At 49.8% G+C, this 22,504-nt stretch carries 25 protein-coding genes; 15 read left to right on the top strand and 10 right to left on the bottom strand.

Annotation, left to right across the window (positions count from 1 at the left end; all coding sequences use genetic code 11):
* The first annotated feature begins 58 nt into the window (after positions 1 to 58).
* The gene (locus PsAD26_RS04735; RefSeq protein WP_063309486.1) at positions 59 to 847 is read left to right on the top strand and encodes an alpha/beta hydrolase; all 789 of its coding nucleotides are present in this window, start codon (positions 59 to 61) and stop codon (positions 845 to 847) included.
* A gap of 34 nt (positions 848 to 881) precedes the next feature.
* Here the strand turns inward: PsAD26_RS04735 and PsAD26_RS04730 are convergent, their stop codons facing one another.
* The gene (locus PsAD26_RS04730; protein ID WP_208985515.1) at positions 882 to 1,778 is read right to left on the bottom strand and encodes a LysR family transcriptional regulator; all 897 of its coding nucleotides are present in this window, start codon (positions 1,776 to 1,778) and stop codon (positions 882 to 884) included.
* 130 nt (positions 1,779 to 1,908) lie between these two features.
* Between PsAD26_RS04730 and PsAD26_RS04725 the strand changes: the two genes are divergently transcribed.
* From PsAD26_RS04725 to PsAD26_RS04715, 3 genes are all read left to right on the top strand, one after another.
* Positions 1,909 to 2,418 carry a lactoylglutathione lyase family protein gene (locus tag PsAD26_RS04725; protein ID WP_063286729.1) on the top strand — a complete coding sequence of 170 codons (510 nt, stop codon included), beginning with the start codon at positions 1,909 to 1,911 and terminating at the stop codon, positions 2,416 to 2,418.
* A gap of 129 nt (positions 2,419 to 2,547) precedes the next feature.
* Positions 2,548 to 3,165, top strand: a complete 618-nt coding sequence (locus PsAD26_RS04720; RefSeq protein WP_063309484.1) for a flavodoxin family protein — start codon at positions 2,548 to 2,550, stop codon at positions 3,163 to 3,165.
* A 148-nt stretch (positions 3,166 to 3,313) separates the two neighbouring features.
* Complete coding sequence (locus tag PsAD26_RS04715; RefSeq protein WP_063309483.1) at positions 3,314 to 3,634, top strand: multidrug efflux SMR transporter; 321 nt, start codon at positions 3,314 to 3,316, stop codon at positions 3,632 to 3,634.
* 21 nt (positions 3,635 to 3,655) lie between these two features.
* Here the strand turns inward: PsAD26_RS04715 and PsAD26_RS04710 are convergent, their stop codons facing one another.
* The 3 genes from PsAD26_RS04710 to PsAD26_RS04700 all read right to left on the bottom strand — a co-directional run bounded on the left by PsAD26_RS04710 (position 3,656) and on the right by PsAD26_RS04700 (position 6,364).
* Positions 3,656 to 4,531 (bottom strand): nucleoside-diphosphate kinase, encoded by an 876-nt coding sequence (locus PsAD26_RS04710; protein WP_063309482.1) that lies wholly within the window; start codon positions 4,529 to 4,531, stop codon positions 3,656 to 3,658.
* A 34-nt stretch (positions 4,532 to 4,565) separates the two neighbouring features.
* Positions 4,566 to 5,258, bottom strand: a complete 693-nt coding sequence (locus PsAD26_RS04705; RefSeq protein ID WP_063309481.1) for an SDR family oxidoreductase — start codon at positions 5,256 to 5,258, stop codon at positions 4,566 to 4,568.
* A gap of 173 nt (positions 5,259 to 5,431) precedes the next feature.
* The gene (locus PsAD26_RS04700; RefSeq protein ID WP_063309480.1) at positions 5,432 to 6,364 is read right to left on the bottom strand and encodes a LysR family transcriptional regulator; all 933 of its coding nucleotides are present in this window, start codon (positions 6,362 to 6,364) and stop codon (positions 5,432 to 5,434) included.
* Between the two features lie 90 nt (positions 6,365 to 6,454).
* Between PsAD26_RS04700 and PsAD26_RS04695 the strand changes: the two genes are divergently transcribed.
* The 4 genes from PsAD26_RS04695 to PsAD26_RS04680 all read left to right on the top strand — a co-directional run bounded on the left by PsAD26_RS04695 (position 6,455) and on the right by PsAD26_RS04680 (position 10,665).
* Positions 6,455 to 7,045 (top strand): flavodoxin family protein, encoded by a 591-nt coding sequence (locus tag PsAD26_RS04695; RefSeq protein WP_063309537.1) that lies wholly within the window; start codon positions 6,455 to 6,457, stop codon positions 7,043 to 7,045.
* A 132-nt stretch (positions 7,046 to 7,177) separates the two neighbouring features.
* A complete protein-coding gene (locus tag PsAD26_RS04690) occupies positions 7,178 to 8,221 on the top strand; it encodes a patatin-like phospholipase family protein (protein WP_063291314.1) in 1,044 nt (347 codons plus the stop codon).
* Positions 8,222 to 8,309: 88 nt separating this feature from the next.
* Positions 8,310 to 9,302: a penicillin-insensitive murein endopeptidase gene (gene mepA / locus PsAD26_RS04685; RefSeq protein WP_084403575.1), complete on the top strand. Its 993-nt coding sequence runs from the start codon at positions 8,310 to 8,312 to the stop codon at positions 9,300 to 9,302.
* A gap of 658 nt (positions 9,303 to 9,960) precedes the next feature.
* Positions 9,961 to 10,665 carry a hypothetical protein gene (locus tag PsAD26_RS04680; protein WP_063309479.1) on the top strand — a complete coding sequence of 235 codons (705 nt, stop codon included), beginning with the start codon at positions 9,961 to 9,963 and terminating at the stop codon, positions 10,663 to 10,665.
* A 64-nt stretch (positions 10,666 to 10,729) separates the two neighbouring features.
* Here the strand turns inward: PsAD26_RS04680 and PsAD26_RS04675 are convergent, their stop codons facing one another.
* Positions 10,730 to 11,260: a GNAT family N-acetyltransferase gene (locus PsAD26_RS04675; RefSeq protein ID WP_063309478.1), complete on the bottom strand. Its 531-nt coding sequence runs from the start codon at positions 11,258 to 11,260 to the stop codon at positions 10,730 to 10,732.
* 434 nt (positions 11,261 to 11,694) lie between these two features.
* On the opposite strand from PsAD26_RS04675, the gene PsAD26_RS04670 reads away from it, so the two are divergent.
* The 5 genes from PsAD26_RS04670 to PsAD26_RS04650 all read left to right on the top strand — a co-directional run bounded on the left by PsAD26_RS04670 (position 11,695) and on the right by PsAD26_RS04650 (position 16,744).
* Positions 11,695 to 12,396: an outer membrane beta-barrel protein gene (locus PsAD26_RS04670; RefSeq protein WP_193758251.1), complete on the top strand. Its 702-nt coding sequence runs from the start codon at positions 11,695 to 11,697 to the stop codon at positions 12,394 to 12,396.
* Between the two features lie 240 nt (positions 12,397 to 12,636).
* On the top strand, positions 12,637 to 13,392 hold the full coding sequence (locus PsAD26_RS04665) for an outer membrane beta-barrel protein (RefSeq protein WP_063309476.1): 756 nt from the start codon (positions 12,637 to 12,639) through the stop codon (positions 13,390 to 13,392).
* 129 nt (positions 13,393 to 13,521) lie between these two features.
* Entirely contained in the window at positions 13,522 to 15,327 is a 1,806-nt protein-coding gene (lepA, locus tag PsAD26_RS04660; RefSeq protein ID WP_063309475.1) for a translation elongation factor 4, read from the top strand.
* 98 nt (positions 15,328 to 15,425) lie between these two features.
* A complete protein-coding gene (locus tag PsAD26_RS04655) occupies positions 15,426 to 16,004 on the top strand; it encodes an alkylphosphonate utilization protein (RefSeq protein WP_063309474.1) in 579 nt (192 codons plus the stop codon).
* A gap of 173 nt (positions 16,005 to 16,177) precedes the next feature.
* Complete coding sequence (locus tag PsAD26_RS04650) at positions 16,178 to 16,744, top strand: hypothetical protein (protein ID WP_063309473.1); 567 nt, start codon at positions 16,178 to 16,180, stop codon at positions 16,742 to 16,744.
* Between the two features lie 275 nt (positions 16,745 to 17,019).
* Here the strand turns inward: PsAD26_RS04650 and PsAD26_RS29915 are convergent, their stop codons facing one another.
* The 5 genes from PsAD26_RS29915 to PsAD26_RS04630 form a co-directional block, all read right to left on the bottom strand.
* A complete protein-coding gene (locus PsAD26_RS29915; RefSeq protein WP_208985514.1) occupies positions 17,020 to 17,181 on the bottom strand; it encodes a hypothetical protein in 162 nt (53 codons plus the stop codon).
* Between the two features lie 118 nt (positions 17,182 to 17,299).
* Entirely contained in the window at positions 17,300 to 17,959 is a 660-nt protein-coding gene (locus PsAD26_RS04645; protein WP_063309472.1) for a hypothetical protein, read from the bottom strand.
* Positions 17,960 to 18,095: 136 nt separating this feature from the next.
* A complete protein-coding gene (locus PsAD26_RS04640; protein ID WP_063309471.1) occupies positions 18,096 to 18,590 on the bottom strand; it encodes a DUF2165 domain-containing protein in 495 nt (164 codons plus the stop codon).
* Between the two features lie 110 nt (positions 18,591 to 18,700).
* On the bottom strand, positions 18,701 to 19,579 hold the full coding sequence (locus PsAD26_RS04635; RefSeq protein WP_063309470.1) for an alpha/beta fold hydrolase: 879 nt from the start codon (positions 19,577 to 19,579) through the stop codon (positions 18,701 to 18,703).
* A 182-nt stretch (positions 19,580 to 19,761) separates the two neighbouring features.
* Complete coding sequence (locus PsAD26_RS04630; protein WP_063309469.1) at positions 19,762 to 20,667, bottom strand: LysR family transcriptional regulator; 906 nt, start codon at positions 20,665 to 20,667, stop codon at positions 19,762 to 19,764.
* 107 nt (positions 20,668 to 20,774) lie between these two features.
* Between PsAD26_RS04630 and PsAD26_RS04625 the strand changes: the two genes are divergently transcribed.
* A complete protein-coding gene (locus PsAD26_RS04625; RefSeq protein ID WP_193758250.1) occupies positions 20,775 to 21,233 on the top strand; it encodes a nuclear transport factor 2 family protein in 459 nt (152 codons plus the stop codon).
* Positions 21,234 to 21,275: 42 nt separating this feature from the next.
* On the top strand, positions 21,276 to 22,019 hold the full coding sequence (locus PsAD26_RS04620; RefSeq protein WP_063309468.1) for a VOC family protein: 744 nt from the start codon (positions 21,276 to 21,278) through the stop codon (positions 22,017 to 22,019).
* Positions 22,020 to 22,504: the final 485 nt, after the last annotated feature.

The following is a 22,504-nucleotide window of genomic DNA, read 5'->3' as shown; positions in this document are numbered from 1 at the left end:
ATCAGGTTTCCGAACAATTGCCGGCCAGTATAAGCCGATAAATGTTTGGAGGTTATGAATGAGTGCTGACTTACCGCAATTCATCAGCGTTGGCAAAGGAGACAGTGCACGGAAGATCGCAGTGCGACATGATGAACGCGGTGCACCGGGTGTTCTGTGGCTTTCCGGTTTCAAATCCGACATGCTGGGCACCAAGGCCGAAGTGCTTTGTGAATGGACTGAGAAGCAAGGCCTGACCTGCACACGTATGGATTACTCCGGTCACGGCGAATCCGGCGGTGAGTTTGTTGATGGCACCATTTCTCTTTGGCTGGAAGAAGCCGTTGCTGTGTTCAAGCAGTTCTGTAAAGGACCGACCATTGTTGTTGGCTCTTCTATGGGCGGTTGGATGGCACTGCTGCTGGCGAAAGCATTGCATGACGCCTCCGAGACACTTGAGGGCACCCTCTCCGGCATGGTGCTGATTGCCCCTGCCCCGGATTTCACCGAGGAGCTGATGTGGAAGCATGAGTTTACCGATGAAGTCAAGCAGGAGATCATGGAGAAAGGCCGCTTTGAGCGCCCATCTGAGTATGAAGACAGCCCATACATCATCACCCGCGACCTGATCGAGGATGGCAGGACAAACCTTTTGCTTGGCGCGCCGATCATCACCAATTGCAAGACCATCATTTTGCAAGGTCAGAAGGATGATGCAGTGCCATGGCAGCATGCGCTGCGTATTGTTGAGGGCATGGCCCATGACGATGTGGTGCTGACGCTGGTGAAAGACGGCGACCACCGCCTGTCTCGCCCTGAAGATCTGGACCGCATGATTGCTGCTGTGGCGGAACTGGCCCAGCGCTAATCTGATTTTGTGGTTAGGCTTCTGTGATGGGGGCCTAACTGCTGCTCATTTGATCGCATAGTTCTGCAATTTTTTTGCTGAACCAGTCATAACGCGCTGCCAAAGAGCGATGCTTTTTAGCCGTCAGATAGAGCGAGTCACTGACGGGTTCTTTCAGCTCCACAATTTTGATGTTCGCTTGTGCCTCAAAACTGCGAACGGCGGTTTCTGGTAAAACCGTGTATCCGAGTCCTTGCGCAACAGGCACAAGGATCTGACTGAGCTGGTTGATGTAACCAGTTGTTCTAAGGTCAGCAGAAACAGTACTTATCTCTGGAAAATTTGGCGTGAGCAGGCGCTCTGCATAGTGTAGTCCATCCGGATGATTGATGAAGCCCAGCGACTCCAGGTCCGCGAAGACCGATGGGTTCCCCTCGAAATCGGCTGGCACCACAAGGCAAAGCGGTTCATCGCCGATGTGGTGTTGCACAAGCGAGGTCTGAACAGTCTGCTGAGTAACGATGCAGAGATCGACCTCATTGCTTTGCAACAGCTGGAGGCTGCGATGGTTGGGGGCCACTTCGACTTTCAGCAGTAAACCGGGATGGATGCTCTGTTGCTTGAGAAGTTTGGGATAGAGGTAGAGCGCCATGGAACCGGAACACGCAATACGGACTTCACCAGTATTGGGATCGTCTTGCTGTATTGCGGCGCGAAGGTCTGCTTCTTGCCTCTCTGCTTTCAATGCAAAGCCAAGCAGAAGCTCTCCTTCCCGCGTCAACTCAAAACCCTTGCCGATTTTTGTGATGAGCGGCGCACCGATTTGCTGCTCGAGCTTTTTCAGGTGCTGGCTTACACCCGGCTGTGTCATACCAAGCTGGTTGGCTGTCTGGGTGAAATGACCAGTTTCGGTTAGTTTAACGAAGGTCTTAAGCCACTGAGAATTCAACATGGCCCAAGTATACATAACATTAAATTATCATAAAACTAATAATTGATAATTTTTGGTTTTCTCACAGAGTTGCTACATCCAACGTATCCAAGGCATTCCGCCTGTAATGTTTAGCGTAGCGAGGTCTGTTATGTCCGCACCTTATCCAAGACGTTTCTCTCACATTGGTCTTTCCGTTCCGGATGTTGAAGCCGCAGTGAAGTTCTATCGTGATGTGATGGGTTGGTACATCATCATGGAACCAAGCGAGATTGTTGAAGATGACAGTCCGATTGGTGAAATGTGTACTGACGTGTTTGGTAAAGGCTGGAAGAGCTTCAAGATCGCTCATCTTTCCACCAGTGATGGCATTGGTGTGGAGCTTTTTGAGTTTGCGCAGAACGAGACCCCGGAAAATAACTTCGAATATTGGAAGACCGGTATCTTCCATTACTGTGTTCAGGACCCGGATGTGGAAGGTCTAGCTGCCAAGATTGAGGCTGCTGGAGGTAAACGCCGCATGAAAGAACCTCGCTATTATTATCCGGGTGAGAAGCCATATCGCATGATCTACATGGAAGACCCGTTCGGCAACATTCTGGAAATCTACAGCCACTCCTATGAGCTGCATTATTCCAGCGGAGCCTATAAGGAATCCTAGGCAAACAGGGATGTGCTTGAAGAATTTTAATCGAGCACATCTAAATCTGCCCATGTCATCTTAGAGTAGCTGAAAGGCGTTTGCCCCCAAATAGACCGGAGTTCTGACAGGCTTGAAGAGTAGCGGTCCATGTCAAAAGACATTCTAGTAGCAATCGCCTTTTTTTCTGCCAACGGGCATACCGAAGCGCTGGCGCATGCAGTTGCTCGTGGCGCAAGTGAAAACGGTGCCACGGTTACTTATGTGCCTGTCAGCGATTATGAGGACACAGACTGGGAGGCGCTGGAAGCCGCTGACGCCATCATTTTTGGAAGCCCGACCTACATGGGCGGTGTAGCCGCTCCCTTCAAATTCTTCATGGATGCGTCTGCAACCGTTTGGTACAAGCAGGGCTGGATCAACAAGATTGCCGGTGGTTTCAGCGTATCAGGTTCCATGAGCGGTGACCGACACAACGTATTCCTTCAAATGGCGACCTTTGCAGCCCAGCATGGCATGATCTGGGTAAGTCTTGGCATGCCACCGGGCAATAACTACAGCTTTGGCAGCAACGAAGATCTCAACCGCCTTGGTGTGTATTATGGCGCGGCAGCGCAGGCCAATATGGATGAAGGACCAGAAGTGGCTCCCCCTCAATCAGACAGAGACACAGCCTTTGCCTATGGTGCCCGCATTGCAAAAGCGACACGTCGATGGGTGGAAGGTGGAGAAAATCATCCACCTCAAGGTAAGAGCCCTTTACACTGAGAGCTTAAACCGCGTTTCATGTAAGTGACTGAATTTCGAGCAGATCACTCAAACAGTGATAAGCTTTTGTTTCATCGCGTATTCTCTAAGATGCTCCTTTGATGGGACACTGAGATTACGCCGTAAACGTTGCGTTGGAGGCAACTGAATGGCATGGATCTGGCTCATCATCGCTGGCCTGTTTGAAATGACCTTTGCCGTCTGCCTCAAGCTATCTGACGGCTTTACCAAGCCTTTTTATACGATAGCCTTCATCATCACGGCCTTGCTGTCACTTTACTTCCTGACCAAAGCTATGGTGTCCATACCGCTTGGCACGGCCTATGCCGTGTGGACAGGGATCGGCGCCTCCGGCATTGCCATCCTTGGCATCTTCCTCTTCGGAGAACCAGCCACCTTCCTCCGCCTCTTCTTCATAACCATGCTCATCGCCGCAATCGTGGGGCTGAAGTTTGTTTCGAATGGATAGGTGAACAAAGGGGCGAGGACTTTAGTTACGCTCAAAGTGAGCATCAAACATGTCGGCTAACTCTTGCGAAGCTCTGATCGAACCGGGCAATCCCTCACCAAAGCTCCCACCAACACAGAGCAGGTTGTTTTCCAAGATTGCGGTGCGTAGCGTTTCCGTTTCTAAAAGCGTGAACTTCGGCCTGTAGCACACCACTCCTTGCACCTCATGCGTCTCTTTCAAATGCCTGATACGCTGCGAATACTCTTGCAAATCATGCAAAAGCAGAACCCTAACCTCGGGCATGTCTCCGGCGCCTAAATCTGTTTTCCTTCGATACCGCAACAGTTCAATGCTTGTATGAATGCGTTCGCGGTAACCAACATACCTGCAATTTTTCAGGCTACCTATTCTGCTGAACTGCGGCGAACTCGCCTCTTCATTATTAGCCGCAATCAGATTGAAGCTGGCAAGATTTGGCAGTTCACGCGGCTGCACCTCGTTCAACTCATCCAAACAAACACCCTGATCAGCAAACTGATGAAAATCGGTGATATTTAGGTTTGAGAAGAACAACTCGAACTGAGCAGCAAATTCGTTGCCCGGCTCTGTCGAGTGCAGAATGTTTTTGAGCTTATCCGTTGAATGCTGTTTTCTGAACTGGAACTTATAGCTCCTTCCGAAGCCCACAGCAGAATGCCCGCGATAGAGTATTGCTGCGATTGGACCACTGGTCATGTATGCTTGATGCTGGCTATTCTTGCAAATAAAGTAGTCTTCAAACTCCTTAGGGCTCAGCTGTTTATATCTGGCTGTAACAATCTCATATCCGCCCTCTAAAAGGTCAGCACTGATGGCCTCAACGTACCTTTCCTGATTAAACGCGTCAGGCTTAACAAGGATCATGTTGTGTTCCATCAAGGCTCCTCCCGTTAGCAGGCTGTCTAACCGTCTAGATTGTTGCCAGATTATTATCCAAAGTTTCAACGACCTCCACACGTGCCGGGTCTCTCAGCAGTTTTGCAAACTTATATTTGAAGCTACCACTGGAGAGCTCGACAATTTGTTCTGATACCCAGGACGAATCAAGCATCGTCTCCGTATCTTCCTCGGTATCGTCCCAGAATGGCGTTTGAATTCCCGACGGTGCTGCGACAAGAACTTTGCCGAGACCTTTGTCACGCACGAGTGACGCGCCTAACATTCCTAGAGCAGATTTGGTCGCGCAATATGCTGGTTCCAGCTCACGCGGCGTATACTGCGAACTGGAGGTGATGAGCATGATCTTAAGAGGATGATCTGATCTTCTTTTCAGGCGCTGTATCAACATCATAGGTGCCAGCAAGCCGACATTGACCATAGTCCCGAGTTGATCATCAGCAAGCTCGTCAATATGCCCACGTTGAAGGAAACCTGCAGCGTAGATAAGCGTATGAACATTGTTGAAGCCGTCCAACACCTGATCAATATTTTGCGCTAACTGAACGGGATCATCCGTTATCGATAGGCTATGAAAGGTGGCCCCTTCAAGTTCAGGATTTTGACGTCCGGTCAGCCCAACACTATGACCTTCTTCTACGTAGTGCCTTGCAAGCTCAAGGCCCACGCCAGACGTACCACCAACAATCAGAATATTCTTCTTCACGAAATGATGCTTTCTCAGATTTGCTAGGTCGCTGACAGCTTATCTATCGAGGCAGGCAGCCTATTGGAATTTTCGTAACGATAGAGTGGCCTGTTGTTCCGTGTCAATATGAGCGCCTGTCCACTTTTCGTATGTTTCATCAGGCCGCTAAAGTTGCAGCAAGGCACCTTACCTCACTCACCTGACCTATATTGCTTTGTGGTCTCTTTCATCAGATTGCGGGTCCATTTGATCATGGGGTCGTGGTGGTAGCGTTCGTGCCAGTAGAGGAAGAATTCCTGGTGGTGGTCCTTGAGGAAGTCGGGCACTGGAGAGGGAACGGTGTTGTGGCCGTTGTAGATTTGGGTGTCAAAAATGGAGGGCACCAAAAAGAGCATGTCGGATTGGCCACAGAAATGCATGGCGGCGAAGAAACTGCCGATTTTTACAGCGACGTTTCTTTTGTGGCCCAGCACTGCCAGTTTCTCATCAATTATGCTGTGCCCCGCCCCGGTGATCATGACCGAGATATGGTCCTGACTGAGGTAATCCTCCAATGAGACGGGCTTGCCTGCAAGTGGATGGTTCCTGCTCATCAAACACACGTAGCTGAAGCGGCCCAGCGAAAAGCAGTGAAGCTGGCTTGTTGCTGTGGTTGGGGTTTGGCCTGACAAGACGAAGTGGGCTTTTCCATTTTCCAGCGGTTCGAACTGATTGCGGATGTCGCTCTTCATCTCCAATTTCATGCCGGGTGCTTCACGCTTCATCCGTCGTAGAAGTGGAGGGCCATACAGATTCAACTCCAACTCCGGCCCAGAGAAACGAATGGTTTCTTCTGCAGTTGTGGGGTCAAACTCCGGTTTAGCGATCACATCCTTGATAGTTGCCAGAGCGGACGGGAGCAGCCTTTGGATCTCTATAGCTCTTTCCGTCAACTCATAATCTCCGGCAATGCGCACCAACAAGGGATCTTGCAGGGCATCGCGGAGACGCTGCAAGGCACGGCTCACTGCAGGCTGGCTCATGTGCAATTGTGTGGCAGCAACAGATACATGCCGCGTTTCCAGCAGCTTCTCCAAAACGACGAGGAGGTTCAGGTCTACACTGCGTAAATTCACCTGACGCATAATGATTATACCTTACATGCATTAGACGAATGATACTTAGCCGAATAGACAGGGGCTGTCGATCTCACAGTGCAGGAAAAGGAAGTTGCAATGAGCGTGCAGAGCAAGGTCATCGTCGTTTATCATAGTGGGTATGGCCACACTCAGGTGCTGGCGGAAGCCGTGCTTCAGGGTGCCTTGGATGTGGGTGCGGATGCTGAACTGATGCCTGTTGCCACATTGGATGATGTGAACTGGGACAAGCTGGCCGCGGCTGATGCCCTTATCTTTGGTTCGCCGACATATATGGGCAGTGCGAGTGCACCGTTCAAAGCCTTTATGGATGCCAGTTCCAAAGTTTGGATGGAGCGCGGTTGGGTGAACAAAGTCGCTGGAGCGTTTACGGTTTCCGCTTCTCGCAGCGGCGATAAACTTGGCACACTGACACAGCTGAGTGTGTTTGCTGCGCAGCATGGCATGATTTGGGTTGGGCTGGATCTTATGCCCGGCAACAACAGCAGCAAAGGCTCTGAGGAAGACCTCAACCGTTTGGGCAGCACGCTGGGTGTTATGGCACAGGCCAATGCAGATGAAGGGCCGGAGGTTGTTCCGCCAACAGCCGATAAGGACACAGCTAAAGCACTTGGTGGCAGAATTGCGAAGGTTGCAGCCTCCCTCACCCTTGTGAGTGAAGCGGCTTAACCCTTAATTCACTGCAATTGCAAGTGCTTGTATTTCTGCGGGTACAGGTGCCATCTCTTCACCTCATTTTTGGACAAACTCGATACGTATAAGAGCAAATTAAAACACAAGATCACTGTATCGGGTTTGTCTATGAAAAAAAGAAAACGCATTATCCTTTCCATTGACGGTGGCGGAGCGCGCGGCCTTATTCCAATTCGACTGCTGCGCGGCCTTGAGACCAAATTATATGAGCGCGGAAAATCCGCTCCCCTTTGCCGATACTTTGATTTGATCTGCGGAACATCCAGTGGCGGCCTGATTGCTGCCGGGCTGACAGCACCGAACCCAGACCGTGACAAATCCGGCCAGCCAGCGATGACGCTCAGCGAGCTGCAAGAGTTTTTTGAGATCGAAGCTCGTGAGCTTTACATGAACAACCGCAGGCACTGGCTGCCTCGACGCCTCTACCATACTTTCGGACAATTCAATAAAGGCATTCAAGAGCGTCCCATTGAACAAGCCATCAAGCAGCATATTGGCTGGAGTGCACTTTCCTGCAGTATGACGGCTATTTTGCTGACTGCGTATGACCTGAAAAACCGCCGCGTCGTTTCCATGAGCAACAACACAACCGGGCGGGATGACTATTATTTCTGGCAGGCTGTGCGGGCCACGACCTCCTCCCCATCGTGGTTTGAACCAGCCCGCGTTGAGAACCTGACGACCGGCGATGAAGAAATCATGATTGACGCTGCCGGCTTCCTGAATGACCCAGTACTTGCAGCCTATGCAGAGGCACGCCGTCATGGATGGGCACCCAAAGACATCATTATTCTCTCGCTTGGCTCAGGTAATCCGGTTGAAGAGAAGCATAGCTTTAATCAGGCAGTGAACTGGGGCACCAGTGGATGGCTTTCTCCAGAAGAAGGTACGCCCCTGCTCTCCAGCTACATGCATGGGCAAACGGCCTCCACGGGACAGTATGCAGACGTGTTGTTTAAAGACATGCCGGGGATTGAGTACATTCGCCTCAACGCTGATCTTCCACACTTTGGCAGCGACATTTATAGCGTGCGTCCGGGCGAGGTGCTTCAGCTCAACCGCATTGCAGATGACCTCCTTTCCGGCCACGGAGATGAACTCGATAAACTGGCAGATATTATGGAAGAAAGGCAGGATGGCCCTGGCTTTTAGGCTTCACAATCCTTCCGCCCCTGCTACAACCACTAGGACGAATAGTGAAAGTGATTCACGCTATAGCCGTGGATCCATCGGAGGGATCATGTTTGGGTTGAGAGGTCATCAGCGCACGATTGCCTTTATGGCTGGTGGAATTGTTGTGAGCCTGCTTTCTGCTGGTGCCCATGCTGTGCCTCTTCCTGACACAAAGCCTTTGCTCTCTGCTGAGGATTATCGCGAAGCCCTGAAAAAGCAGCCAGAATTTCCGGGAGCTGCCAAGTATCACTTCGGGCACAAGAAAACGCCTGCCAAAACAAAGCCTCTCTCCTTTGGCAGTTATGCAAGAGGTTGTGTTGCAGGAGCTGTCTCCATCCCCAAAGACGGTGAGAACTGGCAGGTCATGCGCCTGTCTCGTAACCGCAATTGGGGGCATCCTGTTCTCATTGATTTCCTGAAGCGTCTGGCTGCTGATGCGCCCGATCTGGGCTGGAATGGCTTGCTGGTTGGCGATCTTTCGCAGCCGCGTGGTGGCCCGATGTTGACAGGTCATGCTTCTCATCAGATTGGATTGGATGCTGATATCTGGCTGCGACAAATGCCAGACACACGCTTCAGCGCCAAGCAGCGTGAGGCAGAGAGCGCGATTTCTATGCTAAACGGCAACCTGAGTAAACCGGGGGCGGACCGCCGCGTCAACCCGAAACGCTGGACAGATGCTCATGCAAAGCTAATCCGCCGCGCTGCCCAGGACGATGGTGTGGCGCGCATCTTTGTAAATCCAACAATCAAGAAAGCACTGTGTGAGTTTGAGACTGGTGATCGCGACTGGTTGCGCAAAGTACGGCCTTGGTGGGGACACCACTATCACTTCCACGTACGGATGGCCTGCCCGGAAGGCAGCGCGCAATGTAAGAACCAAACTGTACCACCCGCTGGTGATGGCTGCGGCAAAGAGCTGACCTATTGGCTTTCTGATGCACCCTGGGTTCCTAAAAAGCCAAAGCCGGGCGAGAAACCAAAACCACGCAAACCTAAGCCTCCGCTTGCTGTTGCTGACTTGCCTAACAGCTGTACGACGGTTTTGAGAACCGAGTAAGTTTGGCGCCCTGCTGATGTAACCGAACTAACAATCTCTGGTTTGTTCGGCGGTGACTGCTTTCATGTGCTGGTGTTTAGTCCATGCCTTTTGAAAGAGGCTGAGGTACAACAAGGCCCACGATTCCATACAACAGGCCTGGGGCGGCGTTGTCATACTAGGCTCATATCCGCTTGTGGTGCTCTCTTAGCAGCGGTGATGCACATCATGGCCGTAGAGAATTCCCCGGCACGTTTGCAAGCAAACTACTGAGTTCTTTTACTCCACCATCTTAGGAGATGAGTGGTTGCTCAGTACAGATTTGCACTTTTTAGACAAGCGGTGTCGGCAGAAATCGGTATTCTTCGAGCCAGCCAACTGACAGAGTACTCATAATCAACGCATCATGATATAGATGAATTATGATCATCCATAGTAAGCTCCATATGAATACGCAAACAGCGCCCAACCTACTAAAATACACCCAACACCCTTACAACGTTAAAATTATAGTTAAATCAAATAAACTCAAGTATTTGACACTACATGCAAACACGTTTACTTATTTCTCAGCTCATGTAAGAGCTAGATTTTGCTACCTACAGATATGATGTCTGTTGTTTCAGTGAGCGTGCTGATTTCAATAGCAATTTATTGATATTCTGTAGAGGTATTCATTATGGATGTTAGTGGCGTTCGCTTATCCTTTTCATTTACTAATTTTGCCGGAAATTATGACCCTGCTCCAGTTATGACGCAGGACGAAATTGCGATTGGTCTGCTTCAAGACATTGTTCGATTTACGCCAGACAACGAGCTTCGACAGAAAAGTCAAAATGCAAAAACTGAGGCTGAAAACAGCAACGACCCAGCGAAGAAAGCCATAAGCAAAATCTTTGAAGTCCTTGTTGGGCTTAATCTCGACGCAATGGACAACGTCATACAGTCATATCTATCGCAGCAAGACCGTAAGGCTAAAGCTATTCAGAAATTCTTTGATATATCCAAAGATTGGACAGATCCGAATAGTGAAGTTGTTTTCCGAGAGGTTATGAGCGCAATCAATGCCAGTGCAAAGACCGGCGATCCCATTGCAATCGAGATAAAAAAAGCTATGCAAGACGGCACGCTCCAGATGGAAGATATGGCGGATTATGGGTTTGAGACAAAGTCCGATTATATTGTCTATCTCAACCCTGACGGAGAGTATGTCGTAGGAATGTCGTCGATTACTCACGTTGGAGAATATGCTAGCGCTGATAGCCTGTTCAAAGATCTCACTTATGTAAATGACGAAGGTCGCTCAATTGATAAGAAAACAGGCCAAAACGCCTACTATGTGCAAGTTGCCAAAAATTTGGCCTTCTACTTCACCTGGCCTTAAAGATATTCGCCATTCATTTTTCTATGATTGAACATGTATATAGGGAGCGAAGATGCTCCCTTTTTCATTCGTCATGCATGCAGGCAGCTGGGGCTTTGTCGTTGTTCAGGATGAGTGTCATCAGGGTCAGGGTCAGCCAGCGGCCGAATTTGAAGCCTACTTGTGGGAGTTCTCCGGTGACTTTAAAACCGTAGCGTTCGTGCAGACGGATTGAGCCTTTGTTGTCGCTGTCGATGGCACCAACCAAGACGTGGTATTGGTCTTGCGATGCAAGTTCAACCAGTTTCTCGAGCAGTACGGATCCTGCCCCTTTTCCACGAGATTGCGGCGTTACATAAACTGAATGTTCCATGGTTTTGCTATAGCCGGACTTCTCACGGAACGGGCCATAGCTGCCGTAACCCAGCACATCACCGTTGTCGTCTTCAGCTACGATGACCGGATATCCGCCAGCAATCCGGCTTTCAAACCAGTTCTTACGATCTTCCAAAGTCTCTAATGAATCGGTCCAGATGGCAGCTAGAGTTTTGACTGCATCATTGTGAATCCCCAGAATGACGGGAAGATCAGATTTGGTTGCATGACGCAGTTTCATGGAAGCCCCTTTAAAACACCGAAGCAACTCACGCTCAAATAAAGCCGCGCATGCTGCCCGGGAAACCTACTTTTTTGCGTATCTTCGAGAGATCCGCCTTAACTTTCTTACGAATTGTCATATTTTGTCGTGCATCTCAAGAACTTGCGGTCTCCAAACACTTGAGTTTATTGCAGGATAATCTGGTACCTTGGCTCAACACCCAAGGAATCCAAGATAGATGAAAACTGCTAATTATCAGATTATTTTACGTAAATTTAACCATAATTTTTGATCATTACATCAAATTTAAATGGTTGATTTTAAGGTTAGCAATTAATTACTGCACCTACAGGTCGTCGTTACTTAACAGAGAGTAAACGCCCTACTGAACGGCAATTATCTTACTCCTTAAACATCACCCTGCTTACACTTTCATATCTGGAGTATTCGAAGTGAAACAGGTTCTGTGTATTTCCACCCTTCTTGCAGGCGTTGGATTAATAATTGCCGGAGCATCCTCCGCACACGCTCAAGATGGTGGTATGTACATCTCGCTCAAAGGTGCAAAGGCATTTTCACTTCGCAGCACCTTTGATCCAATCGGGGGGGCGCCAACTGATAACTATGATTTTGACTATAAAAGCGAATGGTCAGCAAGCACTAGCCTTGGATATAGGTTGAATGAGTATCTTCGTCTTGAAGGTGAACTAGGATATCTTGTCAACTCGGTCAAAGATATGAGCAGTGACACCATTCCAATCGATTACAGCTCGAGAGGAAAAATCTTTGCCAGATATACAATGGCAAACATCCTTGCTGATTTTGCTCTTACCGATCAGCTGACCGCCTTTGCGGGAGGTGGTATTGGCATTGCAAAGCCAGATATGGATAAAACAATCCTCTCAAATGCGCTTTTGGGTCAAACACGGCAAATCGAGATCGAAGATCAATATGTTTTTGCATGGAAACTCACTGGCGGCCTTTCTTATGAAGCATATAAAAACACTCACCTTTTTGCAGATTATACTTACTTTCAAACAGCCGATTTTGACATCAAGCAAAAAACAGCCCAAAGCGGCGTTTCAGTAGAGAACACATTGGAGTCAGATCTAAGCTCTCACCTCATCGGCGTTGGTCTTCGCTATGATTTCTAGTGGGTAACATACGTAAGTACTTCGCTAATTTTCACGATTGACAGAGGCGGCAGGTTGCCGCCTTGTTTTATGCATGGGGACTACTGGTAATATCATCAAATCCTACAGACACCAAACAAGTTATATCATTGTAATTCATACCTATATTTTACATGTTCTGTGAATTACATCATTAATTATTTGGTAAGACTTGTCTATTTGCGCGAATCTCCCTTTCAGGACTTCAGGAGAAAGTGCGCAATGGGAAAGTTTTCCTCTACTGTGATCATGTTAGTTTCTGCGTTATTGGCGACAGGAGCACTCTCTGCCCGTTCCTATGCTGCGGATTTGGCGGCGGCTGCACAAGAAGCAGCTGCGGCTGCGGCTGAAAAGGCGGCGATGGGCATGTTTCCACTCAAACCTTATGCAGGTGCAAAGGCCTTTGTTTCTTATGCACCTGATGGTGATTTTTATACACCTGGGACTGGGCGGACAAAATTCTTTGAATACAACATTGGCTGGAATGCAGCTGCGTTTGCAGGGGTTACAGCAGGTGATTTTGTAAAGTTGCAGCTGGACACTGGCTATATCAGCAACAGTATTTCCAATCTTACCGGAGTGAATGGAGGTAGTGGATCAATAGCCGCTGCTTACGTGATGGGCGGCGTGGTGCTTTCTGCCCCACTTTCTCCCCTCACCAAGAAAGTTATTCCTTTCGCCGGTCTCAGTCTCGGGGCAGCATTTCCGATTATTGGTACAATTGACGGTACTACCGATGCTGGAGCGTTTACAATTAAGGGCGGGCAATCCACGGTTGGCGCACTTCTGGCACGAGCCGGAGTGACAGTTGCCATCAACCCAAAGCTTGGCGCGACTCTTGAGTATGGCTTCTTTCAGACAGCTGACTTTAGCCTTAACGTAAGTGGTCCAAGTGGAGAGCCTCTTTCAAGCTCAGGCAACGGCTCGACTGATATTTCGGCGCATCTGTTCGGTCTCGGCTTTGAGTATCATTTTTAGCCAGATAGCAGCAAAGATTTGAGATCTAGCGGATTGCTATTCACTTTATTGGCTGGAAAACGGCAAAAAAGCGCGTGGGCGCTTATTATGTGCTTTGCCATAGAGCAAAGCAGTGGTAATTGAGCGCCCATGACGACCAAAACTTTGTCCAATATTCGCAATTTCTCGATTGTCGCGCACATCGACCACGGTAAGTCCACCCTGGCCGATCGCCTCATCCAGTCTACCGGCACTCTCACTGATCGTGAGATGACGGAGCAGGTTCTCGATTCCATGGATATCGAGAAGGAGCGCGGCATTACCATTAAGGCTCAAACAGTTCGCCTGATCTACAAGGCGGAGGACGGTGAGGAGTACACGCTGAACCTGATCGATACCCCAGGTCACGTGGACTTTGCCTATGAAGTTTCTCGCTCCCTTGCTGCGGTGGAAGGCTCCCTGCTGGTGGTTGATGCCTCCCAAGGCGTGGAAGCGCAGACGCTTGCGAACGTCTATCAGGCAATCGACAACGACCACGATATCGTGACCGTTCTCAACAAGGTTGATCTGCCTGCTGCTGAGCCGGATCGCATCAAAGAGCAGATCGAAGACGTGATCGGTCTTGATACTTCTGACTCCGTGATGATTTCAGCGAAGACCGGACTTGGTATTCCTGATGTTTTGGAAGCAATCGTCAAACAGCTCCCTGCTCCAAAAGGCAATCCGGATGGCCCGCTCAAAGCCATGCTGGTGGACAGCTGGTACGACACCTATCTTGGTGTGATGGTTCTTATCCGGGTGATCGACGGTGAACTGAAAAAAGGCGACACCATCAAGATGATGGGTACTGGCGCTGTGTATCCAGTTGACCGCGTTGGTGTGATGACACCAGCCTTTGTCACAACCGATCGTATTGGCCCGGGTGAGATTGGCGTTCTGACGGCTTCTATCAAAGAAGTTGCGGATACGCGCGTGGGTGACACGATCACCCATGACAAGAAGGGCTGCACCGAAGCGCTGCCGGGCTTTAAGCCTGCTCAGCCTGTTGTGTTCTGTGGTCTCTTCCCTGTTGATGCCAACGACTTTGAAGATCTTCGCGGTGCAATGGGCAAGCTGCGCCTCAATGATGCGTCTTTCTCTTACGAGATGGAAACATCGGCTGCACTTGGTTTTGGTTTCCGTTGTGGCTTCCTTGGTCTGCTGCACTTGGAAATTATTCAGGAACGCCTGTCCCGTGAGTTCAACCTTGATCTGATCGCAACAGCACCGTCTGTTGTTTATGAGATGGAGATGACAGACGGTTCTCAGTTTGAAATGCACAACCCAGCTGATATGCCGGATGTTGTGAAGATCAAAGAAATCCGTGAGCCTTGGATCCGTGCGAACATCATGACACCGGATGAATATCTCGGTGCTATCTTGAAGTTGTGTCAGGATCGCCGTGGTGTGCAGGTTGACCTTTCCTACGTTGGGTCTCGTGCGATGGTCACTTATGACCTGCCGCTCAACGAAGTGGTCTTCGACTTCTACGACCGTCTGAAGTCCATTTCTAAAGGCTACGCTTCGTTTGACTACACCATCAGCGAATATCGTGCTGGTGATCTGGCCAAGATGTCTATTCTGGTGAACGACGAGCCGGTTGATGCGCTTTCCGTACTGGTGCACCGTTCACAGGCAGATAAACGTGGTCGTGCGATGTGTGAGGTTCTGAAAGAGCTGATCCCTCGGCACATGTTCAAGATTCCTATTCAGGCAGCACTTGGTGGACGCGTGATTGCGCGTGAGACCCTTTCCGCTCTGCGTAAGGATGTGACCGCAAAATGTTATGGCGGTGATGCTTCCCGTAAACGCAAGCTGCTGGACAAGCAGAAGGCGGGTAAGAAGAAGATGCGCCAGTTCGGTAAAGTTGAGATTCCTCAGGAAGCGTTTATTCAAGCGCTGAAGATGGATGACTGAGCATCGATTAGAGCTGCAGTGATACTAAGATTCAAGACCGGCCCATATGAGGCCGGTCTTTGTTTTTGGCAAATGCGACTATGAAAAGGTACGTAGATATGTCCCTTGAGAATGACCTGCGCAGCCGTGCAGACGATAAATGTGAGCTTTGCGGTGCGACAGAGGACCTTGCTGCAGTCGCAGTTGGTCCGGATAGCGATGGCAGTGCTGAGAAATCCATTCTGGCCTGCGGCACGTGCTCCGCACAGTTGGAGAACGAAGCAGAGCTGGATGTGAACCATTGGCGCTGCCTGAATGAAAGCGCATGGAGCACTGAGCCAGCGGTTCAGGTGAGTGCGTGGCGTCTACTGGGCCGTCTTTCTGGCGAAGCCTGGGCACGTGACTTGCTGGATACGCTGTATCTGGATGAGGAAACGCTTGAGTGGGCTCAGTCCGGCATGCCAGCGGCAGAGGATGAAGATGCCATCGTGCACAAGGATACGCACGGTGCTGTGCTTTCTGCTGGTGACACCGTGACGCTGGTCAAAGACCTTAAAGTCAAAGGCGCGGGCTTCACTGCTAAGCGCGGCACAGCGGTGCGGAACATTACTCTGGTGCAGGATAATGCAGAGCACATTGAAGGCCGTGTCAACGACCAACGTATTGTTATTCTGACGGAATTCGTGAAGAAGTCCTGAGGTTTGGCACTGAAAACTTGAGACGTAGAAAGCGGCCTTAAGGGTCGCTTTTTTTATTCGCCCGTTGCCATTGAGCTCACACTCTTTTTAATAAAAAAGCACGTGTTACTACAAATTGCCTATGCTACACATAACAATACCGTCAATTTATAGTTGTAAAAGGCTGTTGTGTAATGCGACATTTATTTATACTTTTTTCTCTCCTAATATTAATTTCAGGATGTCAAAGCACTTGCGACGGGTCGAAAGAATGCTTTGAAAAACGCATTGCAACTTCTAAGAAAACAATAGAAGTATACGCCTATAAAGACACCCTATCTGGCACGACCACTCAATCATGGAGTAAAAAATACGGAACTTTACTTGAGTACCTCGGGAAAAATGGCCGTAGTTACCTTGTTTATCCTGAAAAAACTCATGTAATACAGGGACGCTGGCAGGTCATCCAAACTGGACGCAATGCAGAAATCTGTTTCAACTACATACCTAGCAACAATAACTCAACAATTCCTAAAATTGATAAGAATTGGAATTGTCATGTTGCTCTTCGTTACATAGGTGGCCTCAATGAAATTAGAGAGGGAGACCTATTGCGCCTTAAGCGTACAAACAAGCTTCCCCAAACATTGCCAAGCAAAGTTTATGTCTCTATCGAAACTGCCATGAAAGAGGTTGGCTATACTGCAAAACTGACACGAAATAAGGCATGTACGAAGAAGAACAAAGGATGCCGCCCTTAAGAGAGTGCGAAGCATCATTTTGCAGGGGTAAGATTATCATATCAGCCAACGCCCCGTGGATTGTTACTTTAACTTCTATTACGAAGAAATATTAAAGTGTTAGCTTCTTCTAAAAGAACAGAAAGCGGCCTAATTCGCCGTTTTTTCTGGTTTTATTCCCATTTCTCTTTCGGCTTGATACCTGCTTCCTTGTCCTCTCGTTTCCAGCACTTCTTATTCATATCACGCAGCCAATCAAGATGTTCCTGCTTCTGCCTTTGCTGGAAGTCACCGTGTCAGTAGGACAGCTCATCACCATAGATGCCTCCCAGATCATCAGGATCCTCACGATTGGGAGAGTGGTAGGACAAAGGTTGGTGGCGTTTTCGTGAACGCCGTAGATCGTAGACAACAGCAGCCACGATACTAATTGGAATGAGCCATAATAAATAGATCAACCTTAGCCTCTTGAATATTCGACGTTTCTCGATCAAAGCCTGAGCATATACTTTACTAAAGCTAATCACCTCGGCTCCATGAAAAGAACGAGAGCAAGTTTGCATAAGAAGCCGTTAGCTAGTTCTCCTCACCCTTTCGATGGGCACGAATCTGCGTGTGTAACAAGATCTGCTCGGGGGTTAAGCGCAGGAGGGGTTGGCTGTCCTTCCATTGATAGAGGCTTGAGCCGAGGTTTGAGGTTTCTATGCGGTAGTGGCGGCCGCCTTGGCGGGCGTACCAATCTATGCGGTCTTTGTTGAACCATTTATTGGTCTTGAGTGGGTGCAGCATGGTGAGGTTGCCGGGGTAGTCGGCGAGGAGCAGGTCTATGGCGTTGGCAGCATTGGTTTCTTCAGCGACGCGATGAACTTCGCAGATCTGCGGTTTCTTGATCGTGGCGAAGCGTTTGCCGACGTGAGCGTACTCATTGAAATGCGCCATGCTTTCATTTTGTGGCAGGTAGTCGAACACCACAATGGCACCATCACAGATGGATGAGAAGTAGAAGGACCGGTTGGTGTATTGGAGCGTGACCCGTTGCGGCTGGTTGGCAATTTTACGCTGAACGGTGTTGCCACTTCCTGTCAGGTACTCATCGCCCCGCTTCTTTTGCAGAGCAAGGCCAAGGCCGATCAGGTAGTCATCATCAAGAAAACGCGCGGGTATGGACCTGTGCGGCTTCCTGTTTGAAGCGGCTGGCTGGCCAGAAAATACATTCCTCCCGAAGCTGGTATCCATATCTGTTCCCCGTCACCACAAGTGGTCAATGTTTCAAACGTGGAACAATTCCTAGGCAAAAGCAGTCCTTCAAATGCCTCAGATGGATAGTCTCAGGTCACATCTAATGGGGTGGATCTCAGGGTTTCCCTAGATCTCAACCGTCGTCTTCCTCTTTCTGGTTCACGAAGATCAAGCCCAGAAACGCGATGATGCTGATGTTGTAGGAGGTATCTATGGCCCCTCTTCCAACTGGAGATTGCCATGCGAGGAACCATTCTCCCGCTCCTGTTACAAAGATGCCAAACCAGAGCAGGATGGCGATGCAAAAGCCGAAAGAGGCGATGGCCTTTGAGCGGTTGAATGAAGCGGCTGGCCTATGGATGCTAACCAGCATGCGCAGGCTACCCAGAACCAGCAGGAGAGCAATAAACCCTTCAATGGCCAGAATAATGGTGAGAAAGGTTGGTGCAGTCTCCAATGGGAACACAGCGCGGAACTTGGGGCTAGTTGGGAAGGTGTCCACCATGGAAATGACGGTTTCGATATACGCCAGATTGGCTGGCGCATCCTGATAATTATTGAAGCAGACCAAGGCAGCAAAGCCGCCGAACGCCAAGGAGACCAGAACTTTAATCAGTCGAAGAAGCATGGGACTACCCGCTTTTTCGCCAGTAAAGCAGATTGCCGCTAAAGCGCGGTTAGGTGCTCTCTTCAGCTCTGGTCTTTTTCATTTGCCCTCTGTTAATGGAGCGGTGTACTTCAGGCGATATCGAGAATTTCAGGCCAGAGGGCTGCATTTTGTCTGGTGAAGGCTTTCAGGTGCCCCACATCCTTAAGCTCAAAGTCGTCTGGATTGAGCGTCTGGCGCGTGATCTCCGCCTCTTTGTAGAGCGGCTCCATGCGATCAATAGAGGCTTTTGGAGCGGTGTCGTCATCAGTGAAGCCGATGATCTTGATTGGGCCCTTGTAGGGATTTGGATTCATTTGCGGCAGAACACTGCCGATATCGCTGGTGTAGAAGGTGGGTGATGTACACCACTTACGCCATTGCCAGTAGACGCCAGCAGGCATATCTGCGCCAAGGCCGAGCGCCTTGCCCGGCAGGTAACCCTTTACGCGGGTTGCAACAGGCCCAAGCAGGAACCAGAACATAATTACCATGAAGAAGTAGGGCAGATGATGGTCGCGCCAGTAGACCTGACCGCAGGCCACTGTGGTGACCTTGTCAACCTTATCCAGATTGCGATGGAAGGGCAGCATGAAGCCGCCGAGGGAATGTCCAATCACATGGGTCTTGGGTGTGTCTGCCAACTGCAGCAACGCATCAAAGGCGGCTTGCTGATCATAAAATCCCCAATCGGCCATGGTCGCTTTGGAGTTGCGCGGATGGATCTGCTTAGAGGCACCAAAGTCGCGATAGTCATAGGTGAGGCAGAGATGGCCCTGCTCCGCAACCCAGCGGGCAAACTTGGCATAAAACAACTGCGGCACACCGGTTGCACCGTGAATGATGACTGAGGATTTTGGATCGCCCACAGGCCAGTAGGCTTTGCCAATCAGTGTGGCACCCTCACTGGGAATTGTGATTGTTTCCACGCGCTGCTCACTTTCAGCCATCATTTCTTCCAGTTGCTTCATAGCGGTATCTTTTCCATTCAAGATAGCCGCATAGGATCATATATTAACGTATAGGTAAAGCTGGAAGGTAAAATAAACCGCTCTCTTTTAAGAGAAGGTTTCATGAGTTCATTCGCGTAAACACCGTGGTTTCAGAGCATGTTGCGTGGCTTAACAGGCGCTTGGGTCAAGTGAAACCTGCTTTATTGCAGTGCTTTCGCCAGCGCCTGTTGGATTGCCGTAATTGTTTCCTGCACCGATTTAGGCGGTAAAGTATCGTAGCTGTGTACAGCGTAGATCGGGGTTGGTTCAGGCTCTACCAGAGTTAGGAGAGGCAGGAGCGTTCCAGCCTTCAGGTCCTGTGCAATTGCAATATCTGGCAGGAGTGCAACACCCAGAGCGTTTCGGGCAAAAGCTGCAATGGCTTCTATGGTGTTGGCTTTGACGGCAGACCTGAAGCTCACATCAACACTCTCTGCCCCAACCAGAGCCGGAAGGCGATGCCGGACCACGGCAGGTTCTCGTGTATGAGCGATGTATGGCAGAGACTGCACCCACTGCCAGTAGATTGAATCATCAAAGGCGGGCGCATTTTCCATCACAGCTGGCGCTGCACATAGAATATCGCGCAGGGAACCAATGCGGCGGGCCTGAAGAGTGCTATCAGGCAACTGGCCGACGCTGATGGCGACATCAATCCCTTCCGTAATCAGATTCAAGCGTTTGTCTTCTGCGATCACCGAAGGTTGGAGGTTCGGGAATTTCTCCTTCACAACGGCCAGCGCGGGCGCGATGACGGGCGTGATGAAAGCATGGGGGGCGGTGATGGTGATTGGGCCTGATGGGACCGCACCAAAGCTCTCCATTTCAGTTTCTGCCTGCCGTGAGAGTGCAAGGATCTCTTTGCAGCGCTGGTAGTACCTCTCCCCTGCTGGCGTCAAAGACAAATGGCGCGTGGTGCGGATGGCGAGTTTTACATCCAGCTGTTGTTCCAGCCGTTTCAGGTTTTGACTGACAGCGGACTTGGCTATGTTCAACTCATCTGCTGCACGGGTGATTGAGCCAGTTTCGACAACTGTGACGAAGGAGAGCGGGAGCGTTGAGAGCATTTTGTTCTCACTATGTGAATAGTGATTTCAGAAATAGAGTGTTTTTCAAACAATGCAAGTGCGGCAAAAGACAGTCATCAACATCGCATCTGAACGGAGATCACGTGATGACTTTCATTAAATCTATCGCTCTCGCTGCTACTGTCGCAGTTGGATTGAGCGGACAAGCCATCGCTGACGAAGCTGGAAAGCTGGCAGAAGGTGAATACAAGCTCAACACCGCAGTTGCCACAGCAAGCCGTGCCTGGCGTGATGCCTTCAACGCAGGCAATGCAGCCGGTGCCGCAGCGCTGTATGAAGACGATGCTGTGATGGTTGTGAAGCCATTTGGCACGTTCAAAGGACGTGAAGCGATTGAGGGCTTCTGGACTGACATCATCTCCAAGGGATTTGATGATGTGGTTTACAGCAATACCGTCACCACTGTTCTGGACCAGACCTCTGCCCGCGTTGCAGCCAACTGGAAGATGAACAACGCCCATGGCGTCATCACCAATGAGCTTTGGGTTTTGCAGCCGGATGGCCGTGCTTTGCTGCGTGAAGACCACTTCGAGATCGCTCAGTAAACAAACGTGTTTGCCTTGTGCCCTGATGAAGGACAGCCTGTTATGACAAAGCTTGATACTCTTCGTTTGCGTGTCCGTGATGTGACCGCTCTGAAACAGTTTTATTGCGATGTTTTAGGTATGTCCGATCAGGGTGACGGGCGGATCGGGTATTCGGCGGCAGAGGTCGCATTGCAGTTTATCGCGGCTGAGACGCCCTACACGCCACAAGCCTCTGATCTTTACTGGAAGATCGCGATCTCAGTTCCCAACATCGAGCTTGCCTGCGCCCAGCTTCGGGCACATGGTGTTTATGTTACAGGACCCCAGCAGTTTCGCGATGTTGGGTATCTTGCCAAGTTCATAGATCCCGAAGGGTTTGTGGTTGAGCTGATTGACCATTGGTTTGAAGGCGACCGGCCTGATCTGGAGTTTGATAAGAGCCGTTTAGGCGGTGGCGCGCATCTGAGCCTTGTGACTCTACGCACCGGCGATATTGACGCGATTGAGCCCGATATTCTCAGCTGGGGAATGACGCCGCTCTCTGTTCAGTCCGTCGAGCCTTTTGGCTTCACACTCTACTTTTACGCCTTCACGAAAGAACAACCTCCAAACCCTGACCTCTCCGCAATTGAGAACCGGACCTGGACTTATCAGCGGCCTTATACGGTTCTGGAAATTCAGCATGTTTCTGCTTTGGAGAGGGAGAGTTTGCCGGAGGTTGGTGCTGCAGGATATGGCGGTCTGATACTTGGCTCAGCCGGTGCACCTGTTCATTCCAAGCGGTTGATGATTACGACAGGTTGAGACTGCGGCACCTCCCGCCCCTACGTGCGGACTGCCTGAAAATGAAGAAGGCGGCAGAGCTAGAGTCCCCCTATACCCTAGCTCTAGCCGCCTTATCGTTGTGAGGTGGTGCCGACTTCAAACCGTCCTTTAAAGTCAGCGCCTCACACTTCGACTGGATTTCTGTCTGAGTTATTTCTTGCTGAGATCAGCGTCCAAACCAGCGATCATGCCATCTGCAGGTTTATTTCGCGAAGCAAACTCAGAAACCACAACCATTCCAAGAATCGCCAAGAATACGCAAATGAATAATATCAAGCCGAAAGTCATAGTGCCTCCACTTCAATGACAAATAAAGCGTAGATAGCATTTTGACCTATGTCAATATGAATTTATAATTTGACTAATGTGAAATTTACTCATGGTCAGAAGCGATATTTCTTCACCATTTCATTTCGCAGCGCACAACTTAGTATAATTATTTCTTTTATTATTCTTGATCATGA

The organism is Pseudovibrio sp. Ad26 (assembly GCF_001623285.1).
Lineage (GTDB): Bacteria > Pseudomonadota > Alphaproteobacteria > Rhizobiales > Stappiaceae > Pseudovibrio > Pseudovibrio ascidiaceicola.
Note: the sequence above shows the minus strand (reverse complement) of the source record. Positions and strands in the feature narration are given on the sequence as shown.

What these genes read in the sequence shown, in the direction of transcription:
- PsAD26_RS04735 (WP_063309486.1), top strand. Translation starts at nt 59, where the DNA reads ATGAGTGCTGACTTACCGCAATTCATCAGCGTTGGCAAAGGAGACAGT.
- PsAD26_RS04730 (WP_208985515.1), bottom strand. Translation starts at nt 1,778, where the DNA reads ATGTTGAATTCTCAGTGGCTTAAGACCTTCGTTAAACTAACCGAAACT.
- PsAD26_RS04725 (WP_063286729.1), top strand. Translation starts at nt 1,909, where the DNA reads ATGTCCGCACCTTATCCAAGACGTTTCTCTCACATTGGTCTTTCCGTT.
- PsAD26_RS04720 (WP_063309484.1), top strand. Translation starts at nt 2,548, where the DNA reads ATGTCAAAAGACATTCTAGTAGCAATCGCCTTTTTTTCTGCCAACGGG.
- PsAD26_RS04715 (WP_063309483.1), top strand. Translation starts at nt 3,314, where the DNA reads ATGGCATGGATCTGGCTCATCATCGCTGGCCTGTTTGAAATGACCTTT.
- PsAD26_RS04710 (WP_063309482.1), bottom strand. Translation starts at nt 4,531, where the DNA reads ATGGAACACAACATGATCCTTGTTAAGCCTGACGCGTTTAATCAGGAA.
- PsAD26_RS04700 (WP_063309480.1), bottom strand. Translation starts at nt 6,364, where the DNA reads ATGCGTCAGGTGAATTTACGCAGTGTAGACCTGAACCTCCTCGTCGTT.
- PsAD26_RS04695 (WP_063309537.1), top strand. Translation starts at nt 6,455, where the DNA reads ATGAGCGTGCAGAGCAAGGTCATCGTCGTTTATCATAGTGGGTATGGC.
- PsAD26_RS04690 (WP_063291314.1), top strand. Translation starts at nt 7,178, where the DNA reads ATGAAAAAAAGAAAACGCATTATCCTTTCCATTGACGGTGGCGGAGCG.
- mepA (WP_084403575.1), top strand. Translation starts at nt 8,310, where the DNA reads ATGTTTGGGTTGAGAGGTCATCAGCGCACGATTGCCTTTATGGCTGGT.
- PsAD26_RS04680 (WP_063309479.1), top strand. Translation starts at nt 9,961, where the DNA reads ATGGATGTTAGTGGCGTTCGCTTATCCTTTTCATTTACTAATTTTGCC.
- PsAD26_RS04675 (WP_063309478.1), bottom strand. Translation starts at nt 11,260, where the DNA reads ATGAAACTGCGTCATGCAACCAAATCTGATCTTCCCGTCATTCTGGGG.
- PsAD26_RS04665 (WP_063309476.1), top strand. Translation starts at nt 12,637, where the DNA reads ATGGGAAAGTTTTCCTCTACTGTGATCATGTTAGTTTCTGCGTTATTG.
- lepA (WP_063309475.1), top strand. Translation starts at nt 13,522, where the DNA reads ATGACGACCAAAACTTTGTCCAATATTCGCAATTTCTCGATTGTCGCG.
- PsAD26_RS04655 (WP_063309474.1), top strand. Translation starts at nt 15,426, where the DNA reads ATGTCCCTTGAGAATGACCTGCGCAGCCGTGCAGACGATAAATGTGAG.
- PsAD26_RS04650 (WP_063309473.1), top strand. Translation starts at nt 16,178, where the DNA reads ATGCGACATTTATTTATACTTTTTTCTCTCCTAATATTAATTTCAGGA.
- PsAD26_RS04645 (WP_063309472.1), bottom strand. Translation starts at nt 17,959, where the DNA reads ATGGATACCAGCTTCGGGAGGAATGTATTTTCTGGCCAGCCAGCCGCT.
- PsAD26_RS04640 (WP_063309471.1), bottom strand. Translation starts at nt 18,590, where the DNA reads ATGCTTCTTCGACTGATTAAAGTTCTGGTCTCCTTGGCGTTCGGCGGC.
- PsAD26_RS04635 (WP_063309470.1), bottom strand. Translation starts at nt 19,579, where the DNA reads ATGAAGCAACTGGAAGAAATGATGGCTGAAAGTGAGCAGCGCGTGGAA.
- PsAD26_RS04630 (WP_063309469.1), bottom strand. Translation starts at nt 20,667, where the DNA reads ATGCTCTCAACGCTCCCGCTCTCCTTCGTCACAGTTGTCGAAACTGGC.
- PsAD26_RS04625 (WP_193758250.1), top strand. Translation starts at nt 20,775, where the DNA reads ATGACTTTCATTAAATCTATCGCTCTCGCTGCTACTGTCGCAGTTGGA.
- PsAD26_RS04620 (WP_063309468.1), top strand. Translation starts at nt 21,276, where the DNA reads ATGACAAAGCTTGATACTCTTCGTTTGCGTGTCCGTGATGTGACCGCT.